General features: G+C 38.1%; 22 protein-coding genes and 1 pseudogene. 3 read left to right on the top strand and 20 right to left on the bottom strand.

Annotation, left to right across the window (positions count from 1 at the left end; translation table 11 throughout):
- Positions 1 to 101: 101 nt before the first annotated feature.
- The 5 genes from MHH58_RS06880 to MHH58_RS06900 form a co-directional block, all read right to left on the bottom strand.
- Positions 102 to 854, bottom strand: coding sequence for a hypothetical protein (locus MHH58_RS06880; protein ID WP_341345424.1), 753 nt, complete (start codon positions 852 to 854; stop codon positions 102 to 104).
- Entirely contained in the window at positions 851 to 1,765 is a 915-nt protein-coding gene (locus MHH58_RS06885) for an ABC transporter ATP-binding protein (protein WP_341345425.1), read from the bottom strand. Before MHH58_RS06885 ends, MHH58_RS06880 begins: the two co-directional genes overlap by 4 nt.
- A complete protein-coding gene (locus MHH58_RS06890) occupies positions 1,758 to 2,528 on the bottom strand; it encodes a MerR family transcriptional regulator (protein WP_341345426.1) in 771 nt (256 codons plus the stop codon). The genes MHH58_RS06885 and MHH58_RS06890 overlap by 8 nt, the downstream gene beginning before the upstream one ends.
- Positions 2,529 to 2,770: 242 nt before the next feature.
- Positions 2,771 to 3,550 carry an acetoin reductase gene (locus MHH58_RS06895; RefSeq protein ID WP_341345427.1) on the bottom strand — a complete coding sequence of 260 codons (780 nt, stop codon included), beginning with the start codon at positions 3,548 to 3,550 and terminating at the stop codon, positions 2,771 to 2,773.
- A gap of 89 nt (positions 3,551 to 3,639) precedes the next feature.
- Entirely contained in the window at positions 3,640 to 4,200 is a 561-nt protein-coding gene (locus tag MHH58_RS06900; RefSeq protein WP_341345428.1) for a DUF488 domain-containing protein, read from the bottom strand.
- Between the two features lie 116 nt (positions 4,201 to 4,316).
- Here MHH58_RS06900 and MHH58_RS06905 point away from each other — a divergent pair, with 116 nt between their 5' ends.
- Positions 4,317 to 4,988, top strand: coding sequence for a TVP38/TMEM64 family protein (locus tag MHH58_RS06905; protein ID WP_341345429.1), 672 nt, complete (start codon positions 4,317 to 4,319; stop codon positions 4,986 to 4,988).
- Between the two features lie 96 nt (positions 4,989 to 5,084).
- On the opposite strand, the gene MHH58_RS06910 is transcribed toward MHH58_RS06905, so the two are convergent.
- The 7 genes from MHH58_RS06910 to MHH58_RS06940 all read right to left on the bottom strand — a co-directional run bounded on the left by MHH58_RS06910 (position 5,085) and on the right by MHH58_RS06940 (position 10,547).
- On the bottom strand, positions 5,085 to 5,330 hold the full coding sequence (locus MHH58_RS06910) for a copper ion binding protein (RefSeq protein WP_341345430.1): 246 nt from the start codon (positions 5,328 to 5,330) through the stop codon (positions 5,085 to 5,087).
- Positions 5,331 to 5,420: 90 nt separating this feature from the next.
- On the bottom strand, positions 5,421 to 5,702 hold the full coding sequence (locus tag MHH58_RS06915; RefSeq protein ID WP_341345431.1) for a glutaredoxin family protein: 282 nt from the start codon (positions 5,700 to 5,702) through the stop codon (positions 5,421 to 5,423).
- A 24-nt stretch (positions 5,703 to 5,726) separates the two neighbouring features.
- Positions 5,727 to 8,183, bottom strand: a complete 2,457-nt coding sequence (locus MHH58_RS06920) for a heavy metal translocating P-type ATPase (RefSeq protein ID WP_341345432.1) — start codon at positions 8,181 to 8,183, stop codon at positions 5,727 to 5,729.
- A gap of 21 nt (positions 8,184 to 8,204) precedes the next feature.
- Positions 8,205 to 8,645 carry a CopY/TcrY family copper transport repressor gene (locus MHH58_RS06925; RefSeq protein ID WP_341345433.1) on the bottom strand — a complete coding sequence of 147 codons (441 nt, stop codon included), beginning with the start codon at positions 8,643 to 8,645 and terminating at the stop codon, positions 8,205 to 8,207.
- Between the two features lie 213 nt (positions 8,646 to 8,858).
- Entirely contained in the window at positions 8,859 to 9,809 is a 951-nt protein-coding gene (locus MHH58_RS06930) for a cation diffusion facilitator family transporter (RefSeq protein ID WP_341345434.1), read from the bottom strand.
- Positions 9,810 to 9,902: 93 nt separating this feature from the next.
- On the bottom strand, positions 9,903 to 10,235 hold the full coding sequence (locus tag MHH58_RS06935) for an ArsR/SmtB family transcription factor (protein WP_445922972.1): 333 nt from the start codon (positions 10,233 to 10,235) through the stop codon (positions 9,903 to 9,905).
- Positions 10,236 to 10,352: 117 nt separating this feature from the next.
- Positions 10,353 to 10,547, bottom strand: a complete 195-nt coding sequence (locus MHH58_RS06940; protein WP_341346113.1) for a hypothetical protein — start codon at positions 10,545 to 10,547, stop codon at positions 10,353 to 10,355.
- On the opposite strand from MHH58_RS06940, the pseudogene MHH58_RS06945 reads away from it, so the two are divergent.
- A pseudogene (locus MHH58_RS06945) lies at positions 10,520 to 10,789 on the top strand (cation-transporting P-type ATPase); the annotation flags it as partial. The gene MHH58_RS06940 and the pseudogene MHH58_RS06945 sit on opposite strands and share 28 nt — an antisense overlap.
- Before the next feature lie 84 nt (positions 10,790 to 10,873).
- On the opposite strand, the gene MHH58_RS06950 reads toward MHH58_RS06945, so the two are convergent.
- The 5 genes from MHH58_RS06950 to MHH58_RS06970 form a co-directional block, all read right to left on the bottom strand.
- Complete coding sequence (locus MHH58_RS06950) at positions 10,874 to 12,421, bottom strand: SIR2 family protein (protein ID WP_341345436.1); 1,548 nt, start codon at positions 12,419 to 12,421, stop codon at positions 10,874 to 10,876.
- A gap of 549 nt (positions 12,422 to 12,970) precedes the next feature.
- Entirely contained in the window at positions 12,971 to 13,555 is a 585-nt protein-coding gene (locus MHH58_RS06955; RefSeq protein ID WP_341345437.1) for a hypothetical protein, read from the bottom strand.
- On the bottom strand, positions 13,548 to 14,171 hold the full coding sequence (locus MHH58_RS06960; protein WP_341345438.1) for an AbiTii domain-containing protein: 624 nt from the start codon (positions 14,169 to 14,171) through the stop codon (positions 13,548 to 13,550). Before MHH58_RS06960 ends, MHH58_RS06955 begins: the two co-directional genes overlap by 8 nt.
- A gap of 115 nt (positions 14,172 to 14,286) precedes the next feature.
- On the bottom strand, positions 14,287 to 14,544 hold the full coding sequence (locus MHH58_RS06965; protein WP_341345439.1) for a hypothetical protein: 258 nt from the start codon (positions 14,542 to 14,544) through the stop codon (positions 14,287 to 14,289).
- A 19-nt stretch (positions 14,545 to 14,563) separates the two neighbouring features.
- Positions 14,564 to 15,826, bottom strand: a complete 1,263-nt coding sequence (locus MHH58_RS06970) for a Y-family DNA polymerase (RefSeq protein ID WP_341345440.1) — start codon at positions 15,824 to 15,826, stop codon at positions 14,564 to 14,566.
- 171 nt (positions 15,827 to 15,997) lie between these two features.
- Here MHH58_RS06970 and MHH58_RS06975 point away from each other — a divergent pair, with 171 nt between their 5' ends.
- Positions 15,998 to 16,090, top strand: a complete 93-nt coding sequence (locus MHH58_RS06975; RefSeq protein WP_135096988.1) for a type I toxin-antitoxin system Fst family toxin — start codon at positions 15,998 to 16,000, stop codon at positions 16,088 to 16,090.
- 242 nt (positions 16,091 to 16,332) lie between these two features.
- Here MHH58_RS06975 and MHH58_RS06980 read toward each other — a convergent pair whose 3' ends face one another.
- Genes MHH58_RS06980 through MHH58_RS06990 form a run of 3 tightly spaced genes read right to left on the bottom strand, consistent with a single transcriptional unit; the run spans position 16,333 to position 17,720 of the window.
- Positions 16,333 to 16,653: a hypothetical protein gene (locus MHH58_RS06980; RefSeq protein ID WP_341345441.1), complete on the bottom strand. Its 321-nt coding sequence runs from the start codon at positions 16,651 to 16,653 to the stop codon at positions 16,333 to 16,335.
- On the bottom strand, positions 16,646 to 17,389 hold the full coding sequence (locus MHH58_RS06985) for an ImmA/IrrE family metallo-endopeptidase (protein WP_135096992.1): 744 nt from the start codon (positions 17,387 to 17,389) through the stop codon (positions 16,646 to 16,648). Before MHH58_RS06985 ends, MHH58_RS06980 begins: the two co-directional genes overlap by 8 nt.
- A gap of 4 nt (positions 17,390 to 17,393) precedes the next feature.
- On the bottom strand, positions 17,394 to 17,720 hold the full coding sequence (locus tag MHH58_RS06990) for a helix-turn-helix domain-containing protein (protein WP_135096994.1): 327 nt from the start codon (positions 17,718 to 17,720) through the stop codon (positions 17,394 to 17,396).
- Between the last annotated feature and the right edge of the window lie 14 nt (positions 17,721 to 17,734).

The following is a 17,734-nucleotide window of genomic DNA, read 5'->3' on the forward strand; positions in this document are numbered from 1 at the left end:
TTGGTATAAACGCTTTTGAATTTCATGTTTTTAGTCATACCCCCAAATAAAAACAGACCCATCCAACATTGTTGGACAGGCCTTACGGCATAACCGCACGCTTAATAATCGATTTTGTTAAATTTCCACAAGGCAATTACGGATGGGATGATAATCCATACCAGAAGAACAGCAGCAGATAATACAAATGAACCGTTGCCGGCACCGATAAAGTAATTCAGTGCGTTTTCAGGAAATATAACAAGTAAAGGGTCTGATACGCCGGCAGGAAACATCTTAATGAGTGCAGGAAGGAACATGATACCTAAAGCGAAGGTGATTCCCCCAGCCGCCGATTGAATATAAAACGTCCCAGCTGCACTTAAGAGCGTATAAAATAAGACCATGATAATAGAACCGATGATGAGCTGTACAAAACCGCTTCCCGCAGCACTCAGCCCGCTTAATCCAATCGCAGAAGCAATAAGCTGACTGATAATCACTAATAATGCTGTGACTGCTGTACTGATAATGATAAATAACACAGCCATAAATATTATCTTAGAAAGAAAGTATTTCCTGCGGTCCGGAGTAATCGCTAAATTCGTATGAACGGCTCCCGGAGACAGATCCTTCGAGATAAACATCGCTGTGAATATGATGAGCATAATAGTCGTAACATCTATCCCAAGGAATGAAATATCAATCATTTCTATAAAGGTCAGGTCTGTTAATGCTTTGCCTTGAGTAATATTAATGGTGAACAGAAAAATAGCTCCGAACACGATACTCAAGATTACCGTGGTCATTAAAAAATTCCGGTAGGCCGGCAGGTAAAATATCTTTTTAAAATCTGCTTTAATTAAGTTCATCATTTGTCCTCAGCCCCTTGTGATACGTAATCCGCTTTTCCGGAAGTGATTTCCGTAAATAGTTCCTCGAGGGAAGGTTTCACACTCTTAAGCTCATGAAGTATCAGCTGCTCCTCTAGAGCCAGTCTGCCGATTTCTTTTGCTTCAAGGTTCCGAACTTCAAAACCGTCATCTTTCCTCTTAATTACTGCCTGTCTTTCCTCAAGGGCTTTTTTCATTTTCTCCAGATTGTCTGCTTCCACATAGACGTAAGAGCTTAAACTTTTTTCATTCATTTCTTCCATAGTCATGTCCGCGAGCAGATTGCCCTGGCCAATAATGACTACCCGGTCAGCCACTGCCTGGATTTCACTCATTAAATGACTCGACACCACTACAGCTTTTCCTTCTTCTGCAAGATTCTTAAACAGCTTTCTAAGCCATTTGATACCGTCTACATCTAATCCATTGAACGGTTCATCCAAAATAATCGCAGCTGGATCACTAAGCAGTGCAGTCGCCACACCCAATCGCTGTTTCATTCCAAGGGAAAAAGATTTCAATTTTGTATCTTTAGCATTGTCGAGACCCGTGATTCCTAGCATATCATCCACTCTGACCGGATCGATATTTGATGCTTCAGCGATAATAGATAAATGCTGATGCGCCGTAAAATTTTTATCTAAAGCCGATGGATCAATCAGTGTACCAATCTGTTTAAATGGTTCTTGATAATCCTTATATTTACTCCCATTAATCAGTACGTCACCCGCTGTCGGATTGACGAGAGATATAATCATTTTCATGGTTGTCGATTTGCCGGACCCATTAGGACCGAGCAGCCCTGTGACGATACCGGGTTTGAATGTCAAACTTAAATCATTCACAACGGTTTTATCCCCGTATTCTTTTGTCAGGTTCTCCAGTTTAATCATGTTCATCATCCTTTTTCAGATAATAATTATGTGCATCTTCTATGAAATCATTGGAAAAGTTGTATAAAAAGAGATCTTCCTTCGGCCACTTATCACTGTCTTCCAGCCCTTTTTCAAACACTGCGACAGCATCCGGATCTTCGGCAGTGACACTGTTTATAAAATCATTCCACTTCTTGCCAAATTGAAATTTAATTTGATGATTATCATCTGTGTTATTCAATTTATAAGAAGCCGCTTCCAGAATAAGCTGTTTCCACTGCCAGTAAATTTCAATAATCTCATTGTAATCATCGTATTTATCGTTAAATAATTCTTCCGTGTCTTGATTGAATTCAACATTTGCGTAATCAAGGATGGTTTGTTTATTCAGACCGAGCACAAGTTCCATAAAAGGTTCCAGATCCTGATTCGGGTCTGTTTCAAGCACACTATTCACAGATTGAATAATTGTCATTCTCAATTTGATATCCATTTCCTGCTGAAACAGTATATCTTCCTGGTTTTTCAATATATTTTTGATATCTGAAACATCCTCAAAATTAACCAGGTTTGTTTTAATCTCTTTCAAGGAAAAGCCAAGACGTTTATAGAATAAAATCTGCTGAAGTGTCATTAAATCTTTCTTTGAATAATATCTAATATTGCCCTTCACATCTCTGTTAGCTTTAAGCAAATCGATTTTATCGTAATATTGAATCGTTCGGATCGTTGCTCCGGATAATCTGGATAATTCACCAACGGTATACATTTTTTCATGCATGCACTTCACCTCTACCTTGATTAAATCACATGACGTAACGTTATGTTCAAGTATTTAAGATAATTTTCTTCAATAAAAAAGCGCCGGGGCAACCCGGCGCTTATTATCTTTAATTATTAAAGTATATCTATAGTTACCATATAAATAGAGTCCCCTTATTCATCTTTTATAACGATGAATAGAATAGAACCAGGACAGATAGTTTTCTGCTCTGGTTCTATATTTAAATAACATTTGTGAAATTATCTATAAACTATACCGCCATCAGTTAAGATAGCCTGACCAGTAATATAACCTGCATCTTCAGAAGCAAGGAATGCTACTAAGTTTGCCACGTCTTTTGGTTCCTGCGTGCGTCCTAAAGAAATAGAAGAAGCGTATTGTTCTAAGGCTTCACCTTTCTTAGTACCGATAACATCCATAAATTTCTCATCTAAACGTTCCCACATTCCTGTTGCTGCGATACCTGGACAATATGCATTAACGGTAATATTGTCTTTGGCAAACTCTTTAGATGCAACTTGGGTTAAGCCACGCACTGCGAATTTAGATGCACTGTAGGTTGACAGGAAGTCGAAACCTTCATGCCCGGCAATACTTGATGCATTGATAATCGTTCCGCCGTGGCCCTGCTCTTTCAGCTGCTTGGCTGCTGCCTGAATTCCGAACAGGACACCTTTAACGTTAACATCTAAAACAAAATCAATATCTTTTTCACTGATATTCTCTATCTGCTCAACTGCGCCTTCAACACCAGCGTTATTAATATAAACATCTAACTTACCAAACGTATCTACTGCATGTTTAACCAGAGCAGTGTGATCATCCTGTTTTGAAACATCCGCGACTTTTGCTGTCACTTCGTAGTTTTTACCTTTAAGTTCTTCTAAAGTCTCATTAAGCACTTCTTCATTAATATCACTTAATACAACTTTAAAGCCGTTTTCGCCTAATTTTTCTGCAATACCTTTACCTAAACCTTGAGCTGAACCTGTAATGACTGCAACTCTGTCTAATGTCATGATATATAGCCTCCAATTAGTTTGTTTACACATAACATTATATAGGTTTTATATACTATTTACTAAGTTTTCGCTCAATTATGATGAGCTTAGTTATTCGTCGTTTTCTTAGGATAAACGACTTCCCCATCATCTTCTATAATCGGCATGGCGCCCCATTGTCCCAGCTGATGCGGCACTATTTCTATTTCCTCTTTATTATTCACTATTATATGATTAACATCCACATCGTGGGCAGCTAACCAGTTACTAACGATTAAACGGTGGCATCTGGAAGGATGACGTTCAGCACATAAAATAGCGACTGTATTTTCTTTCGCATCTTCCATCAACGCTTTAATACCTTGTTTGAAGTCGTCTGTCAGCGTGTAGTCTGCGTAGTTATGAAATGATTGATTTTTCCAGCCTTCATTCAAATTTTCTCCTACAGTGCCTGACCGTTTTCGTCGTCCGCCGAGCAGCTTATTATGAAAATATTTTACATCATTATCTTCTAGCCACGTCTGAAATGATTCTTGATTATATTGCGGATGGCTTTTACTGTTAGGAAATGCCCGCACATCCATCACGAATGTCACATCTGCTGTTTGCAGCATTTCCTGAAATTTATCGAGTGAATAATCAAAATGACCGACAGTATAAATACGCATAGAACAGCTGCCTCCTATAATTTTAAACTTTTTAAAAATCTATTCCCTTTTACCAAGACCTTAGTTAAAGTTAAATATATATCATTCGATAAAATATCCAGGAAAGAGGAAACATAATGAAGTCAGAAAAAGATTATACCGATGCTTTTTCTCCCCGTTCAATCATTTCCCTAGTAACTTTAATAGTATTCATAGGCATCTTGATATGGTTAAGTTTTAATGTACATATTCCAGAACCTGCAGTCTTAAGAGAGATGATTCAGGGATACGGCTGGGCTGGCTGGCTGGTTTTTATCGGTATTACAGCTTTAATTGCCATTACCCCGATTCCTGTCACTATCCCGGCCTTGGTCGCAGGTTCTCTATACGGTGTCATAGCCGGCAGTTTATTTTCTTTTACCGGCATATTGATCGGCTCATGGATCGGCTACTGGTTAGCGAGATTCACCGGTCAAAACCTGACATTCAAACTCCTTGGCAGACATGGACCGACGGTTAAAAAATATTTGAGTAATGCAGGCTTTTTAGCTATGTGTACAGCAAGGCTGATGCCGGGATTGCCCTATTGGCCAGTCAATTATGGCGCAGGCGCTTTAGGTGTCAGTCAGTCTGCTTTTTTGTCAGCAACCTTTATCGCTTCTATCCCGGGACAAGTTTCACTGGTCGCCCTCGGCGCCTTCGCAGTCAATCAGTCTCTCTTTAATGGCATCGTCCTTGTTACTGCCTGGATTACAGTACTCGTATCCACCTGGATTTCCTACCGTTATTGGAGAAAGATGCGCAATTGAACATATGTACTTCTTATTATATATTTCTATACCCTAATTACTAAAAAGCACCCCTCTTCAGATGAATCTCTGATTAGGGGTGCTTTATTTTCTATATTAACTGCAGCAAGAGCAGCTGCTGTTGTTTTCAGGTGCGTCGGTTATTTCATAACCTGATTCTGAAATCGCACTCTTAATATCTTTCAGTCCTACAGTGTTTTCGTTATAAGATACGTCTACTTTACCTTCTGAAAGAAGAACTTTTACGAGTTCAATTCCACTCAGTTCTCCTACCGATTTTTCAATTGTATTAGCGCATGATCCGCATGACATTCCTTTAACATCCAATGTTACCTGCTGCATATCAATTCCTCCTATAATGTTTAGTCTTACAAACTCATAATAACATACTATACCCCCGTATGGTATTTAGTTTTCAAAAAAATATACCCTCTATCTGCTTTCTATTAAACTGAGAATTTCTTCCTTGTTGTTTTCAAAGCCGATAAAATGGTTTACGAGTTTCTTTCTGCCTAATAATCCTTTTTTGTAAAAGGCGAATAAGGGAACGATACGGTTTCCAGATATTTTAATCATTTCCGCTTCAAGCTCAGGGTGCTGCCCGACATCTTTACTCGTATACGGAATCTTATTTGCCTCCATATAAGCTTTAGCATCCTGGCAGTCTGAGCATGTTGGCCTTGTATATAGTTCAAATTCAATTTTGCTGTCCATATTAATCTTTCCTTCCCTTTTCTCTTAAGCTGCTGATGGTTTAAAACGTTTCAGACGCAGTGCATTCGCAAGTACAGATACTGAGCTCAGACTCATCGCAGCCCCGGCAATCATCGGACTCAAGAGCGGGCCGCCGAGCAGATAGAATACACCCATCGCAAATGGAATTCCGATAACATTGTAGGCGAAAGCCCAGAATAAGTTTTGTTTAATATTTCTGATTGTCGATTTGCTCAGCTCTACTGCTGTAGGTACATCCATTAAATCACTTCTCATCAGCACAATATCTGCTGATTCCATGGCAACGTCCGTTCCTGAACCAATCGCAATACCGATGTCCGCCTGGGCAAGTGCCGGCGCATCATTGATACCGTCTCCGACCATGCCGACCTTTTTGTTTTCGCTTTGCAGTTTTTTTACTTCTTCCGCTTTATCTTCCGGCAGTACTTCACTCAGCACACGGTCGATGCCGACCTGTCTCGCAATTGCTTCAGCTGTGCCCTTGTTATCACCGGTAATCATCGCGACTTCAATACCCATTTTGTGCAGTTTTTCAATCGCTTTTAAACTGTTTTCTTTAACTGTATCTGCCACTGCAATAATACCTGCGATGTGTCCATCCACCGCAATATACATAGGGGTCTTACCCTGGTGCGCCAAGTCATCTGACTGTCCGCTCACTGCATCTAAGGTAATTTGACGTGTATCCATGAGTTTCTTGTTGCCGGCCAATAATGTTTTACCGTCGATGCTGACTTCAATGCCGAGACCCGGTATCGCATTAAAGCTGTCCAGTTTAATGGTTTCTAATTTCTGTTCTGCAGCCTTTCTGACGATTGCTTCACCGAGCGGATGTTCCGATCCTTTTTCTGCAGATGCTGTTAATTGAAGCATTTCATCTTCCGTAACGCCGTTAACTGTAATAATATCTGTGACTTTCGGCTGACCTTCTGTAATTGTTCCTGTTTTATCAAAAACAATCGTATCCAGTTTGTGCGCTGTCTCGAGAGCACCGCCACTTTTAATGAGCACACCGTTCTCTGCACCTTTACCGGTTCCGACCATAATTGCTGTCGGTGTTGCCAGTCCAAGCGCACACGGGCAAGCAATAATCAGTACTGAAATTGCAATTGTCAGCGCGAATAATCCTGTTTCTCCGCCGATAAACCATGCGAGACTTGTAAGAATAGCAAGACCAATTACGATTGGGACAAAGTAGCCGGAAATAATATCTGCCATTTTTGCAATAGGTGCTTTTGAACCTTGTGCATCTTCAACTAGTTTAATAATCTGTGACAGTGCTGTATCTTTTCCGACTTTTGTTGCCTGATAACGGATTGTACCGTTTTTATTAATACTTGCACCAATTACATTGTCTCCGGTATTCTTGTCGACCGGCATACTTTCCCCCGTTAACATCGACTCATCAATTGAAGTTATTCCTTCAATCACAACACCGTCTACCGGAATTTTCTCGCCCGGTTTAACGATGACAGTATCATTCACAGCGACTTCATCTACGGAAACTTCCATTTCCTGTCCGTTTCGGATGACCGTTGCTTTCTTCGGTGCCAGACCCATAAGTTTGCCGATTGCTTCGGAGGTTTTGCCGAGGGAGCGGACTTCCATATATTTACCGAGTGTAATCAGTGTTAAAATAACCGCAGCTGATTCGTAGTAAAGATTGTTTACATAGCCGCTATTGCCAGCTAGTACAGCAATCGTTGCGCCTACACTGTATAGAAACGCAGCATTAGTTCCGAGCGCTACAAGCGAGTCCATGTTCGGATGTCCTCTGAACAATGTTTTATAACCGACTGTAAAGAATTTCATTCCAAGCAGCATCACCGGCAGCGTTAATATAAATTGAAGCAGTGCAAACCACACCGGACTGGACATTGGACTGATAATTTCAGGAATCGGCAATCCTGCCATATGACCCATCGAAATATATAATAATGGAATCGTGAAAACAGCAGACCAGACAAACCTCGACCAAATTGCCTGAACTTTCTTTTGTTTTTTCTCTTTATCCGCATCCATAGTATCCGCTTCATCAATCGCTTCATTGGCAGTATAACCGGCATCGGCAACTGCTGCTGTAATATCAGAAGCAGTTACAGCACCGGGCGTATATTCAACTGACATTTTCTCTGTCGCAAGGTTCACATTAGCACTGATCACACCGTCCAGTTTTTTTGTCGCTTTCTCAACGGACTGCACACAAGATGCACATGTCATGCCTTCGATATTAAATGTTTTCTTTTCTGTGTCTGCAAGGGCCTTATACCCCGCATCTTCGACTGCTTTTTGTATATCCTGTTCAGATAAAATATTGTTATCAAAAGTAACTTTCAGCTTTTCAGTGGCAAGATTGACATTGGAATCTTCGACACCATCAAGCTTCTTAGCCGCTTTTTCGACTGTTTGGACACATGACGCACAGGTCATGCCTTCAATACTTAATGTTTTAGTAATCATATACAGTTACAACTCCTTTTTTTAATATAATGAGCAGTTACACTTGCCCGGCACACAATTACAGGGCACCACGTCAACCGCATCTTTTTTCTTCATCTCAAGTGCTTTCTCAAGCATCTCAATATCCTTAAAGCTTAAAACTGATTTTGAAATTAATTCTTCAATCGTTTTACCGTTGTCCTTGTCGCATATGTTGGAGAATGTATCCTTCAGTGTATGTTTAATAAATTCACGTTCACTGATATTAGCAGAATAAATATATTTATTGCCTTCCTCCTCTGTATGGAGCATGCCTTTCTTGACCAGTCTTCCGATAAAGGTCTTAATCGTTGCAGGTTTCCATTCATTTTTCTGCTGCAGTACATCTACAATCTCTTTACTCACAGCACGATCCTGCGCCCAGACCACACGCATAATTTCCCATTCTGAATCAGTAATATTAGTATCTAATTCTCGAATCATATCGTTTCCCCCTTACTTCGTTTACGTTTGTAATCGATTTGATTTAACTTAAGTTTACAACTGTAATCGATTTTTGTCAACCTGCCAGCTTAAATATAAATAATTACTGACACACATCAGTTTGCAAAAACAAAAAACATGCATCCCGAACAATCCGGGACACATGCTTTCCATTTAAATATTCTCTTTAAACACTCCGAGTTCTGCTTTAGTCTAATGACTATGACCATGATGAGATGTTTCCATACTATACTCTCCTTGACACATAATTGAATTCTCGTGCGGATGATTATATGTTTCAACTTGAATCGTCACATGGCCGATTCCTTTATCTTTTAATTTGTCTTCAAGTGTTTCAAGTAATGACTGGCTTTCCCCTATGGTCATACTTTCATCCACTACAAGATGAGAGGAAAGCACATTTTGTCCGCTTGTAACACTCCACACGTGCAGATCATGAATCCCTTTAACGCCTTCTGTATCCTTCATCAGAGTAATAATTTCTTTTACATCTATATTAGCAGGCGTACCTTCCATTAATACATGGATAGAAGCTTTCGTCACCCGCCATCCGCTGATTAAAATCAGTACTGCTACAAGGACACTTGCTATCGCGTCTGCCCATACCCAGTTAAAGAAAATCATCAGGAGCGCTGCAATAATCGCACCCACAGATCCTAATAAATCTCCTAAAACATGCAGAAATGCAGCACGCATGTTCAGATTGCCTTCTGTATCACTGCCGCGCATCATGATAAATGCCACGATGATATTTACAACTAAACCAAGTGAAGCAACCATCAGCATTCCAGTCGAAGCTACTGCAGGCGGGTCCAATAATCTTTGGAAGGCCTCATAGAAAATATATAGGGAAATAATAAGTAAAGTTGCACCATTTATAATAGCAGCCAAGATTTCAAAACGTTTATAGCCATACGTCTTCCCGTAATTGGCAGCTCTTTCCCCTAAGGTAAAAGCGATTAAAGCAATCAGGAGTGAAATAGAGTCACTCAGCATATGTCCCGCATCAGCTAACAAGGCTAAACTTTTAGTCAGCACTCCCCCAATTACTTCTACAATCATAAATGCTGTAATAATGAGAAAGCTGATTAATAATATTTTTTTATTTGCACCATGTGCATGGTCGTGATGATCATGTCCCATGTTACAACCTCCTTTATATTATGCCTATATTCATATATATACATATAACAATATAATGAATATCACTTATGTATCATAAGTGATTATAGTAAGTTAACTGTGACAAGCATGGTTGATCATTTGTTCCAGAATCTGCATCACATGATTATCATCGTGAGAATAATACAGTGTTGTTCCTTCGCGGCGATATTTTACCAGCCGCAAATTCTTTAAAAAACGCAGCTGATGGGAAACAGTCGATTGTCTTATGTCCAGCGTCTCTGCAATCTCGTTAACTGAACATTCTTTTTTAAAGAGTAAATGAAGAATTCTTACCCTGGTTGGATCACCTAATGCTTTAAACGTTTGAGTAACAAGAAATAATGTTTCGTCATCAATCTCTGGAGGAGTACCACTCGCCGATTCAAATTTCTCCAATATTCTCATAACCTCTCTTTCGTTATTAAAATAGTCTATGTAAGTATATGAACATATTATCATATATACATTTAGGCAGCAATTGTTTTCCCAAAAAAACGCCCGGTTTCCCGGACGCCTCTTTTCTTACATAAACAATATGCTCACTAAAAAGATTCCAACAACGTTGACCAGTATTGCTGACAAACTCAATTTCTTCGCTCTGCCTTCGCCGGTCTTCGTAATTAAGAGTATAACAACACTTAAAATTGCGAGTCCGATTGCAATATAATACGGCAGCCTCATCGGTGACAGGTATGGACACTGGACTAGAAACCACAAATGTTACTTCAATAGTCCGTAATCTGCGTTAGCTGCCGTTCACTATTAAACCAAACAGAAAGACGTTGAACATTATTAAACCAAATATTACGTTCTGCATAGCAATTACAGTCCCTGCGCTACTATTAGTTATCCTAGGGCGGATAACACTATGGATTGTAATATTACCAGATGTGGGAACAACGATATTAATGGCATTGAACAATTTGAAGCTGATGAAAGTAACAGACGATGTAATTTAATAGAACGTAAAACACAAAAATTGCTGTCGGACTACACCGACAGCAATTTTTTAATGGTTTAATTGTATCTGAATAAACTATTTTTTAAGTGTATTTTATAAAGTCAAATAATCTAATTAATCTCCTAAATGGATTACTTGTTCTAATCAAATCAGGATTGTTCTCAAGTTCTTGCATCAAATAAGGATGAAGACTGTTAAGGTTTTCCTCTACACTGTAATCTACTAATGCAAGAGATTCATGAGGATTCTTCATAGTCAAAGCTTCGTCAAATGAAACTTCCATATATCTTCTATTGTCTAAAACTGCTTGAGGTAAGAATTGTTCTATCCTATCAAATCTTCTCATATTCTTCCTAATTCTTTCAGGAATTTCATATGGATAGTTTGATAGATATTTTCTATAAGGTAGATAACCAGATTTTTTATGTAGCGCATCTGACAAAGTAGTTTCAACTAGTAATTCATTATTGAACTTAGAATCATCTAAGATGATATCTTGATATATTTCTGCAGGGTCTATACTCCCGTAGCCACGTTTAGCTAATTCCATTAGTCCAAACCCTGCTATAATCTCAAATTCATCATTCTCTATTATTTCATCCGGGCTTTGCACAAAAATTGTTTCATCATTGGAAGAAGATAAAGCCAAATTATACATTGCTTGCTTTAATTTCCTCAAAGTTTTCACTGGTATATCGGATTTATTTTTAGCAACAGTTTTATATACATCACCAAAATCCTTAACTATAAATTTTGTAAGTGTGATATCTTCATTAGGTGAAAAAGTAATCATCAGTGTAGACTCTTCCGTTTTTTCGACTTTTTCATCCCACTCAATGAAAATCAATCTTCTTTGTAATTCTAATTTTTGAGGTTCTTCAAGACAATCTGTTATCGCGCTTAATATATTTCTAATATCTTCATCACCTATAGAATACCCCATAAATATAACAGGATGTTCTATAAAAATAGTCATGAGTTTAGCTGCTATATATTTGTTCTTTTTTTCAATCCTCTGGTAATCTTTAGTATTTATCATAAGAGATGAAGGATCTGTAACACTCCCATGAATCTTATATATTTCTCCTACTTCTAAATTTTGATTAAATAAAAGTTCATCTTGAGAATTATATGTTTTAAAATCAAATATGTTTTCCAATAATTCATCGTAATTAGTCGTTATAAGACCTGCGACAGATTTGTATGTAATATCGTTTAAAGATGTTAGTTCCTCTGCATATTCCTCTGTATGAAGTGTTTTCTTTTTTAATATCTCTGAAATCTCTATTTTTATAGGTTCTACTTTCTGAGACAACACTAAATCTCCATGTTTTTCCCGATTTTCTTTAAACTCATCTTCACTAAACCAAAGCTCGTCTAAATCGATGGATATTAAATCACATAAATAGGTCATATAATTATTATATTCTGATGATTCATCAAATTTTTTGCTTGCTATCGTTTCTAATTTTCCAAAATAAAATGGGTTACTATCTATTTTATTAGCTACTTCCTTTAATAAACCTTTCCAATCTGGTGTAGCTAGATATCTTTTAGAGAAACCCGATCCAACAAATAAGAACGGTAGCGATTCACTAGATTTTAATATTTCATCAAGTTCGTTAATCATAGTTATACTCCCCTTTTGAATTAATAACATTATCAGTTTAAGTATTCTAAATAATATATAAAGTATATTTGAAATTTTATTAAATATCACAGTAATTGTTTTATTGAAGTTCTATATGAATTATCTTGTAATTGATTAAAAGTTTATTCTTGTTATTCGTCTATCTCTCACATTGTCCTCAGGATTTTATTAAAAGCCACTACTTTCAGGCTAAAATGCCACACCGTCGACAGCCGTGTATGTTGAAATAATCAAATTCAGAGTTTTCCTGATTTACATTCTGCACTGATTCTTCAAGTGTCTCAGCATGCATATCAATCACCTATACCGTTGCTCCGTGAGTTATTCCTTCCAGGTTACCGATTTCAGCAAGTTCCACTGTCTGGTCATGGGATGGCTGACTCTTATTCATTTCCGATTTTTCTTTCAGGATGAAATTTTATTACCGCTTCACTTGGTTCAGTCTACTTAATTACTACAGGCTCCCAAAATAAGATACTTAATCTTTTTCCATAGTTTCTTCCTTTCCTAAATTAATGAAGCAGTCTTTTAAGACTTGCTTTTAATCCAATCATTCTTTAAATTCAACTTTTTAGTATTCCAGCCATCTTTTAAGTCTAAAATTTTCGATTGAATCATTTCATCCTTAGATGTGTAGTAAGTTATGTATACAGAGTCAAATTTCTTATTTACATCAGATTTCTTAAATAGATAATACACTTCAAATTGTTGTATCGATTCTGATGGTAAGTTAAAAGAATATGATCCATTATTACCCAAATACATTTTCTCTTCACCTTTGGTCATGTAGTTAGTTTGGATTGCTTTATCTACCATCCTCTCTGAATTATATAATGCTACGTTAATATTTCTTACAACTTGATTAACCTCTTTATTATTATGAAGTTCTAGCCATAAAGGAATTGTTAAAAGAGTTCCTCCTTCTCTAATTGATGCTGGTAACCCATTCACTTTATTATGTACGTGTTTATAGTATAGTGAAATTTCACCTCTTCGTTGAACATATCTTAATATCATCTGCTGTAAAAAGTATAGTAATATAGCACCAATTAACGTTATTACTGACCCGATAAGTAGTAATGTCACATCGTTTACAAATACTTCATCAATCATTAACATCCAATTCCTTTCCATCAGCAATAATAGAGATTACTCTTCGCTCTACTTCTTTAATTTCTTCTTTACTTAAATCTCCAGTATTTATATCTAAGTCGTCTAATACCCCAAAACTCTTTTCTAAGTCTAAAAGTATTTGAATAACTTTCAATCTAATTGTGCTGTATACCTTTTCGTATATTGTCGAATTGATATTATGTGTGATGCTCAAACATTGTATTCCTGTCTTTTCATAGATATACGGTGCATATAATGTTAAATCATAACTAGGTCTATAGTTTTTATTAACTATTTTCTCTATAACACCTACTCCTTCAGATATTGTTACTGTAGATACAGATTCTTGAAGTTCTTCTGGGAAACATGTAATTGGTAACGGGGCATTCTTAACTTGCATTTGACCATTTATTCCTTGATAAGTGAAATTCATACTTTTATGTTCTCTGTAGTTAGGAATCTTTTCATTATCTTTATAACCACTTATCTCTTTCATAACCCAGTTTTTTATCTCTAAGTTTTCCATTGAATAAGTTATGATAAGTAGTCTTTCTAATGCATTTATTAAAGAGATTTCGCCTTTTGTAAGATCCTTAATTAAATAACTCTTAGCCATGTCATCAACTTCTCTCTTCCAGGTATTAGTCAAGCTTCATTACAATGATAAAATTCTATTCCTTTACACTTTTTGATAAAAACGCCTAGCTCTTCACCAGGCGTTTCATCTTTCCTTACATAAACAATATGCTCACTAAAAAGATTCCAACAACGTTGACCAGTATTGCTGACAAACTCAATTTCTTCGCTCTGCCTTCGCCGGTTTTCGTAATTAAGAGTATAACGACACTTAAAATTGCGAGTCCGATTGCAATATAATACGGCAGCCCCATCGGTGACAGGTAAATATTACCCGCTTCATTCGCTGCGATTGTCGTAATCAGATAGATTAAGTTCAGTACTGATAAAATAAGTATTAATATCCGCATCATATCACTCCTTATCCATATTCTACCTTTTATGACCGGCGATTAAACCTTCCCGGAGTTTCAGCGTAGACGCTTCGGTGCAGCTGATGGCCCGCATGACGCTCAGCTGGCCGTATTTTACTTTCAGCGCATCGATGGTCTTCATGAGCGCTTCTTCTTTCAGCATTTTGTCGACGTCCTGAAAAAGCGAGACCTGTTTCTGGCTGTCCGGGATAAAGTTCGTCAGCGTGACGCTGATGGTCCGGTAGAGAGCGTACGGATCTGCGATTGTCTTCAGCTCCTGCCAGAGTCTTTTCATAATCACATCTTCGCTGTTGGTGCCTTCTTTAATAGTGAACTGCTTGCGGTAAATATGCCCGTCTTTCGTGCCGACGGAAAACTGCACCGTCTTTACAAGCTGATGCATGAGCCGCATGCGGTGGGTCACTTCATCCACGTGTTCAAACAAAACAACATAAGTTTCACTGAACTTGTAGTCGCGCATCAGAATCTGACTTTTTGCAATCGAGGGTGAATGGACTTTATGTTTCTCGCTGATCTTGCTGAAATCGATGCCGTTCGCGTGCAGATGCCAGTCGACACCGATAATGCCGAAATCCCGCTTCAGGTACTCGTGCGGATAGCGGGCCAAGTCTCCGATATTAAAAATACCGCGCTGGTTCAGCTTCTTTTCACTCTTCTTATTAATGCCCCAAAATTTACTCAAAGGCTTGATGTGCCACATTTTCTCAACAACATTCTCGTAGCGCCATTCGGTAATCCCGTCCGGCATATGCTTCGCTTCAATATCCAAAGCCACCTTGCTTAACAGCAAATTATCACCGATCCCGACGGCACATTCGATTAAGGTCTCTTCATAGATTTCGGTTTTTATCTTCTTGGCAAGCTCTCTCGGTGAAGCGACAAATAAGTGATAGCTGTGCGTCACGTCCATGAAGAACTCGTCGATGGAATACTGATGAAAATCTTCAGGTGCAACATATTTGAGCGCAATTTCCGTTATTCTCATAGAGTAATCCAAATAGATTTTCATGGAAGGATTGATGATAAAAATATCGCTTCTGGCGGGAATCTCGAACAGCCTGGACCCTGTTTTAATCCCGAGCTTCTTTAATTCAGGCGTTGCAGCCAGCACGACAGAACCCATGCTCTTGGTATCCCCGACAACAGCGAGCTTGATCGTTTGCGGATCCAGCCCTTTCAGCCTGCAGGACACGCTCGCAAAGAAACTTTTCAAATCAATGCACAGAATATCGTACTGCGGACACAGATTATAGTCATACATGAAGATCACCCCTATATAGAACTTATGTTCTATTTTAGCATAAGAGTGATAAAAAATGCGGGATTTCATTTTAATTTTCCGAAATAAATCGAACAAACGTTCGATTTTTGGTATAATTAGTATATCGCCTATCCATCCCGGGCGAAATCGGACCGGGAGGAGGTGGAAGCAATGGATTATCTTTTTGTAGAAATTTTAGCACCCATAATCACCGGGTGCCTGGTTGCGTACTTTGTATACTGGTTAGACAAACGCGATGAATGATAGGCGAAAACCACACCAAAAAAACCCCCAATCTAGGACCAGTAGATTGGGGGTTCGGTGTTGCAATGGAATATCTTTTTGTTACTTGAATTATAACATCAGTCATAATAAAAAGTAAAATGACAAGACATTAAAACCCCCAGATGCTCTTCCCAGCATTTGGGGGTGATGAAATCATGTGCACTATTTTTGTTACTTTTAATTTAACATAGAGTGAATCTGGTTTCCAGTTTGAGGCAATCTCAGAGTTTAAAATCAGGAATTTTCTTAGCATCTAATTGTCGAAATGATTCGTGTACATCATCTAAATAGGCTTCATACAAATCGTATTGATTATCCGTTAAAGCTTTTTCATCTTCAGGATCAAACAGTAACCAGCGTTTTTCAGTAATGAAACCTTCAATCTTTTTCCTTGCAGATGATAATTTTACTTCTTCTAAAACTATTTTATGAATATAGATTTCTTCATATAAATTATTAATCCATTCAAACACATCTGTCTTCCCAAAGCTGTCCGCATAAATAATAATATTAGCATCTATAAATACTTTACCCTTACGCATCGTTTTGTTCTCTATTATTCAGGTATTCGGCTTTCTGTTCCTGCAGCACCTCTGCAAGTTTGGGATTATATCTCCCTATCTTATTTGCTCCAGTCAGACTGTCCAGCTTCTCCTGCTCAACTGCATTTCGTACAATCGTTTCGTACGCTTCGAATTTTTCAATAGCCTGAGGTTGATCTAGAAAACTTTCAGGTAAGTTGTACACAAAACGTTTCTGCTTCCACTCATCTTCCGGTATACTCACTGGAGCATCCCTATCCCCAAGTTCTCTGACACGCCGGGCCGTTGCGTCATATGGTACACTAGCAAAATCCGCAAGATGAATCACCGCTTCTTCTGTACCATATTCACGTTTAAACTTTTTCCATAAATCTTTTGTCAGACCTTTGGGCAACATCACTGCAGCTGCAAAACGGTCTGCTGCTCTTTCATGGTCAAATGATTCAGACTGCATTTGACTGCCTTCAGATAAATGCCATAGTTCATGCGCTGCTGTAAAATAACGCATTCGAAGCGGCTGAAACGTATTCAATGCGATAAACTCCTCACCCGATTCATGAACCACTGCAGCCCCGTGATAATTCTCATCCTCGGTATATTGATAAATCAGATTGACTTTGTCATCTATCAGTTTTTCAATATGTGCACCGATAAAAATATCATTGCCAAACTTTTCTTCTAAAAAGTCCTGCGCAAAAGCTTCTGCTGTTTTTTCAGCTTGAATTTTTAAGTCCATATTATCACCTGCTCTTTAAACCAATGTAATCTTCAATAGCAAATATCATTGACTTCAAATCCTGTCTGGAACGACGATTAGAAGTTTGACCACGAAGTTGCACAGTTAAACCACCTGATTGAGAACTGTCTTTAACTAATTCTTTCATGGGAATACCGGTGATTCTTGACAAGTCTTCAATACGTTTCGGCAAAATCGCTCTTTTCCCGGACAACATATGGCCAACCAATGATTTACTTACATTTAATTCAGCCGCCAACCATTCATGAGTCTTATCATTTTCTTTAAGCCAGTGCTTCACATTTTTAATTACAACTTCATTCATTTTCATTTAGGTTCACTCCT

The sequence above is a fragment of the Jeotgalicoccus sp. FSL K6-3177 genome (genome assembly GCF_038050175.1).
In the GTDB taxonomy this organism is placed as follows: domain Bacteria; phylum Bacillota; class Bacilli; order Staphylococcales; family Salinicoccaceae; genus Jeotgalicoccus; species Jeotgalicoccus nanhaiensis.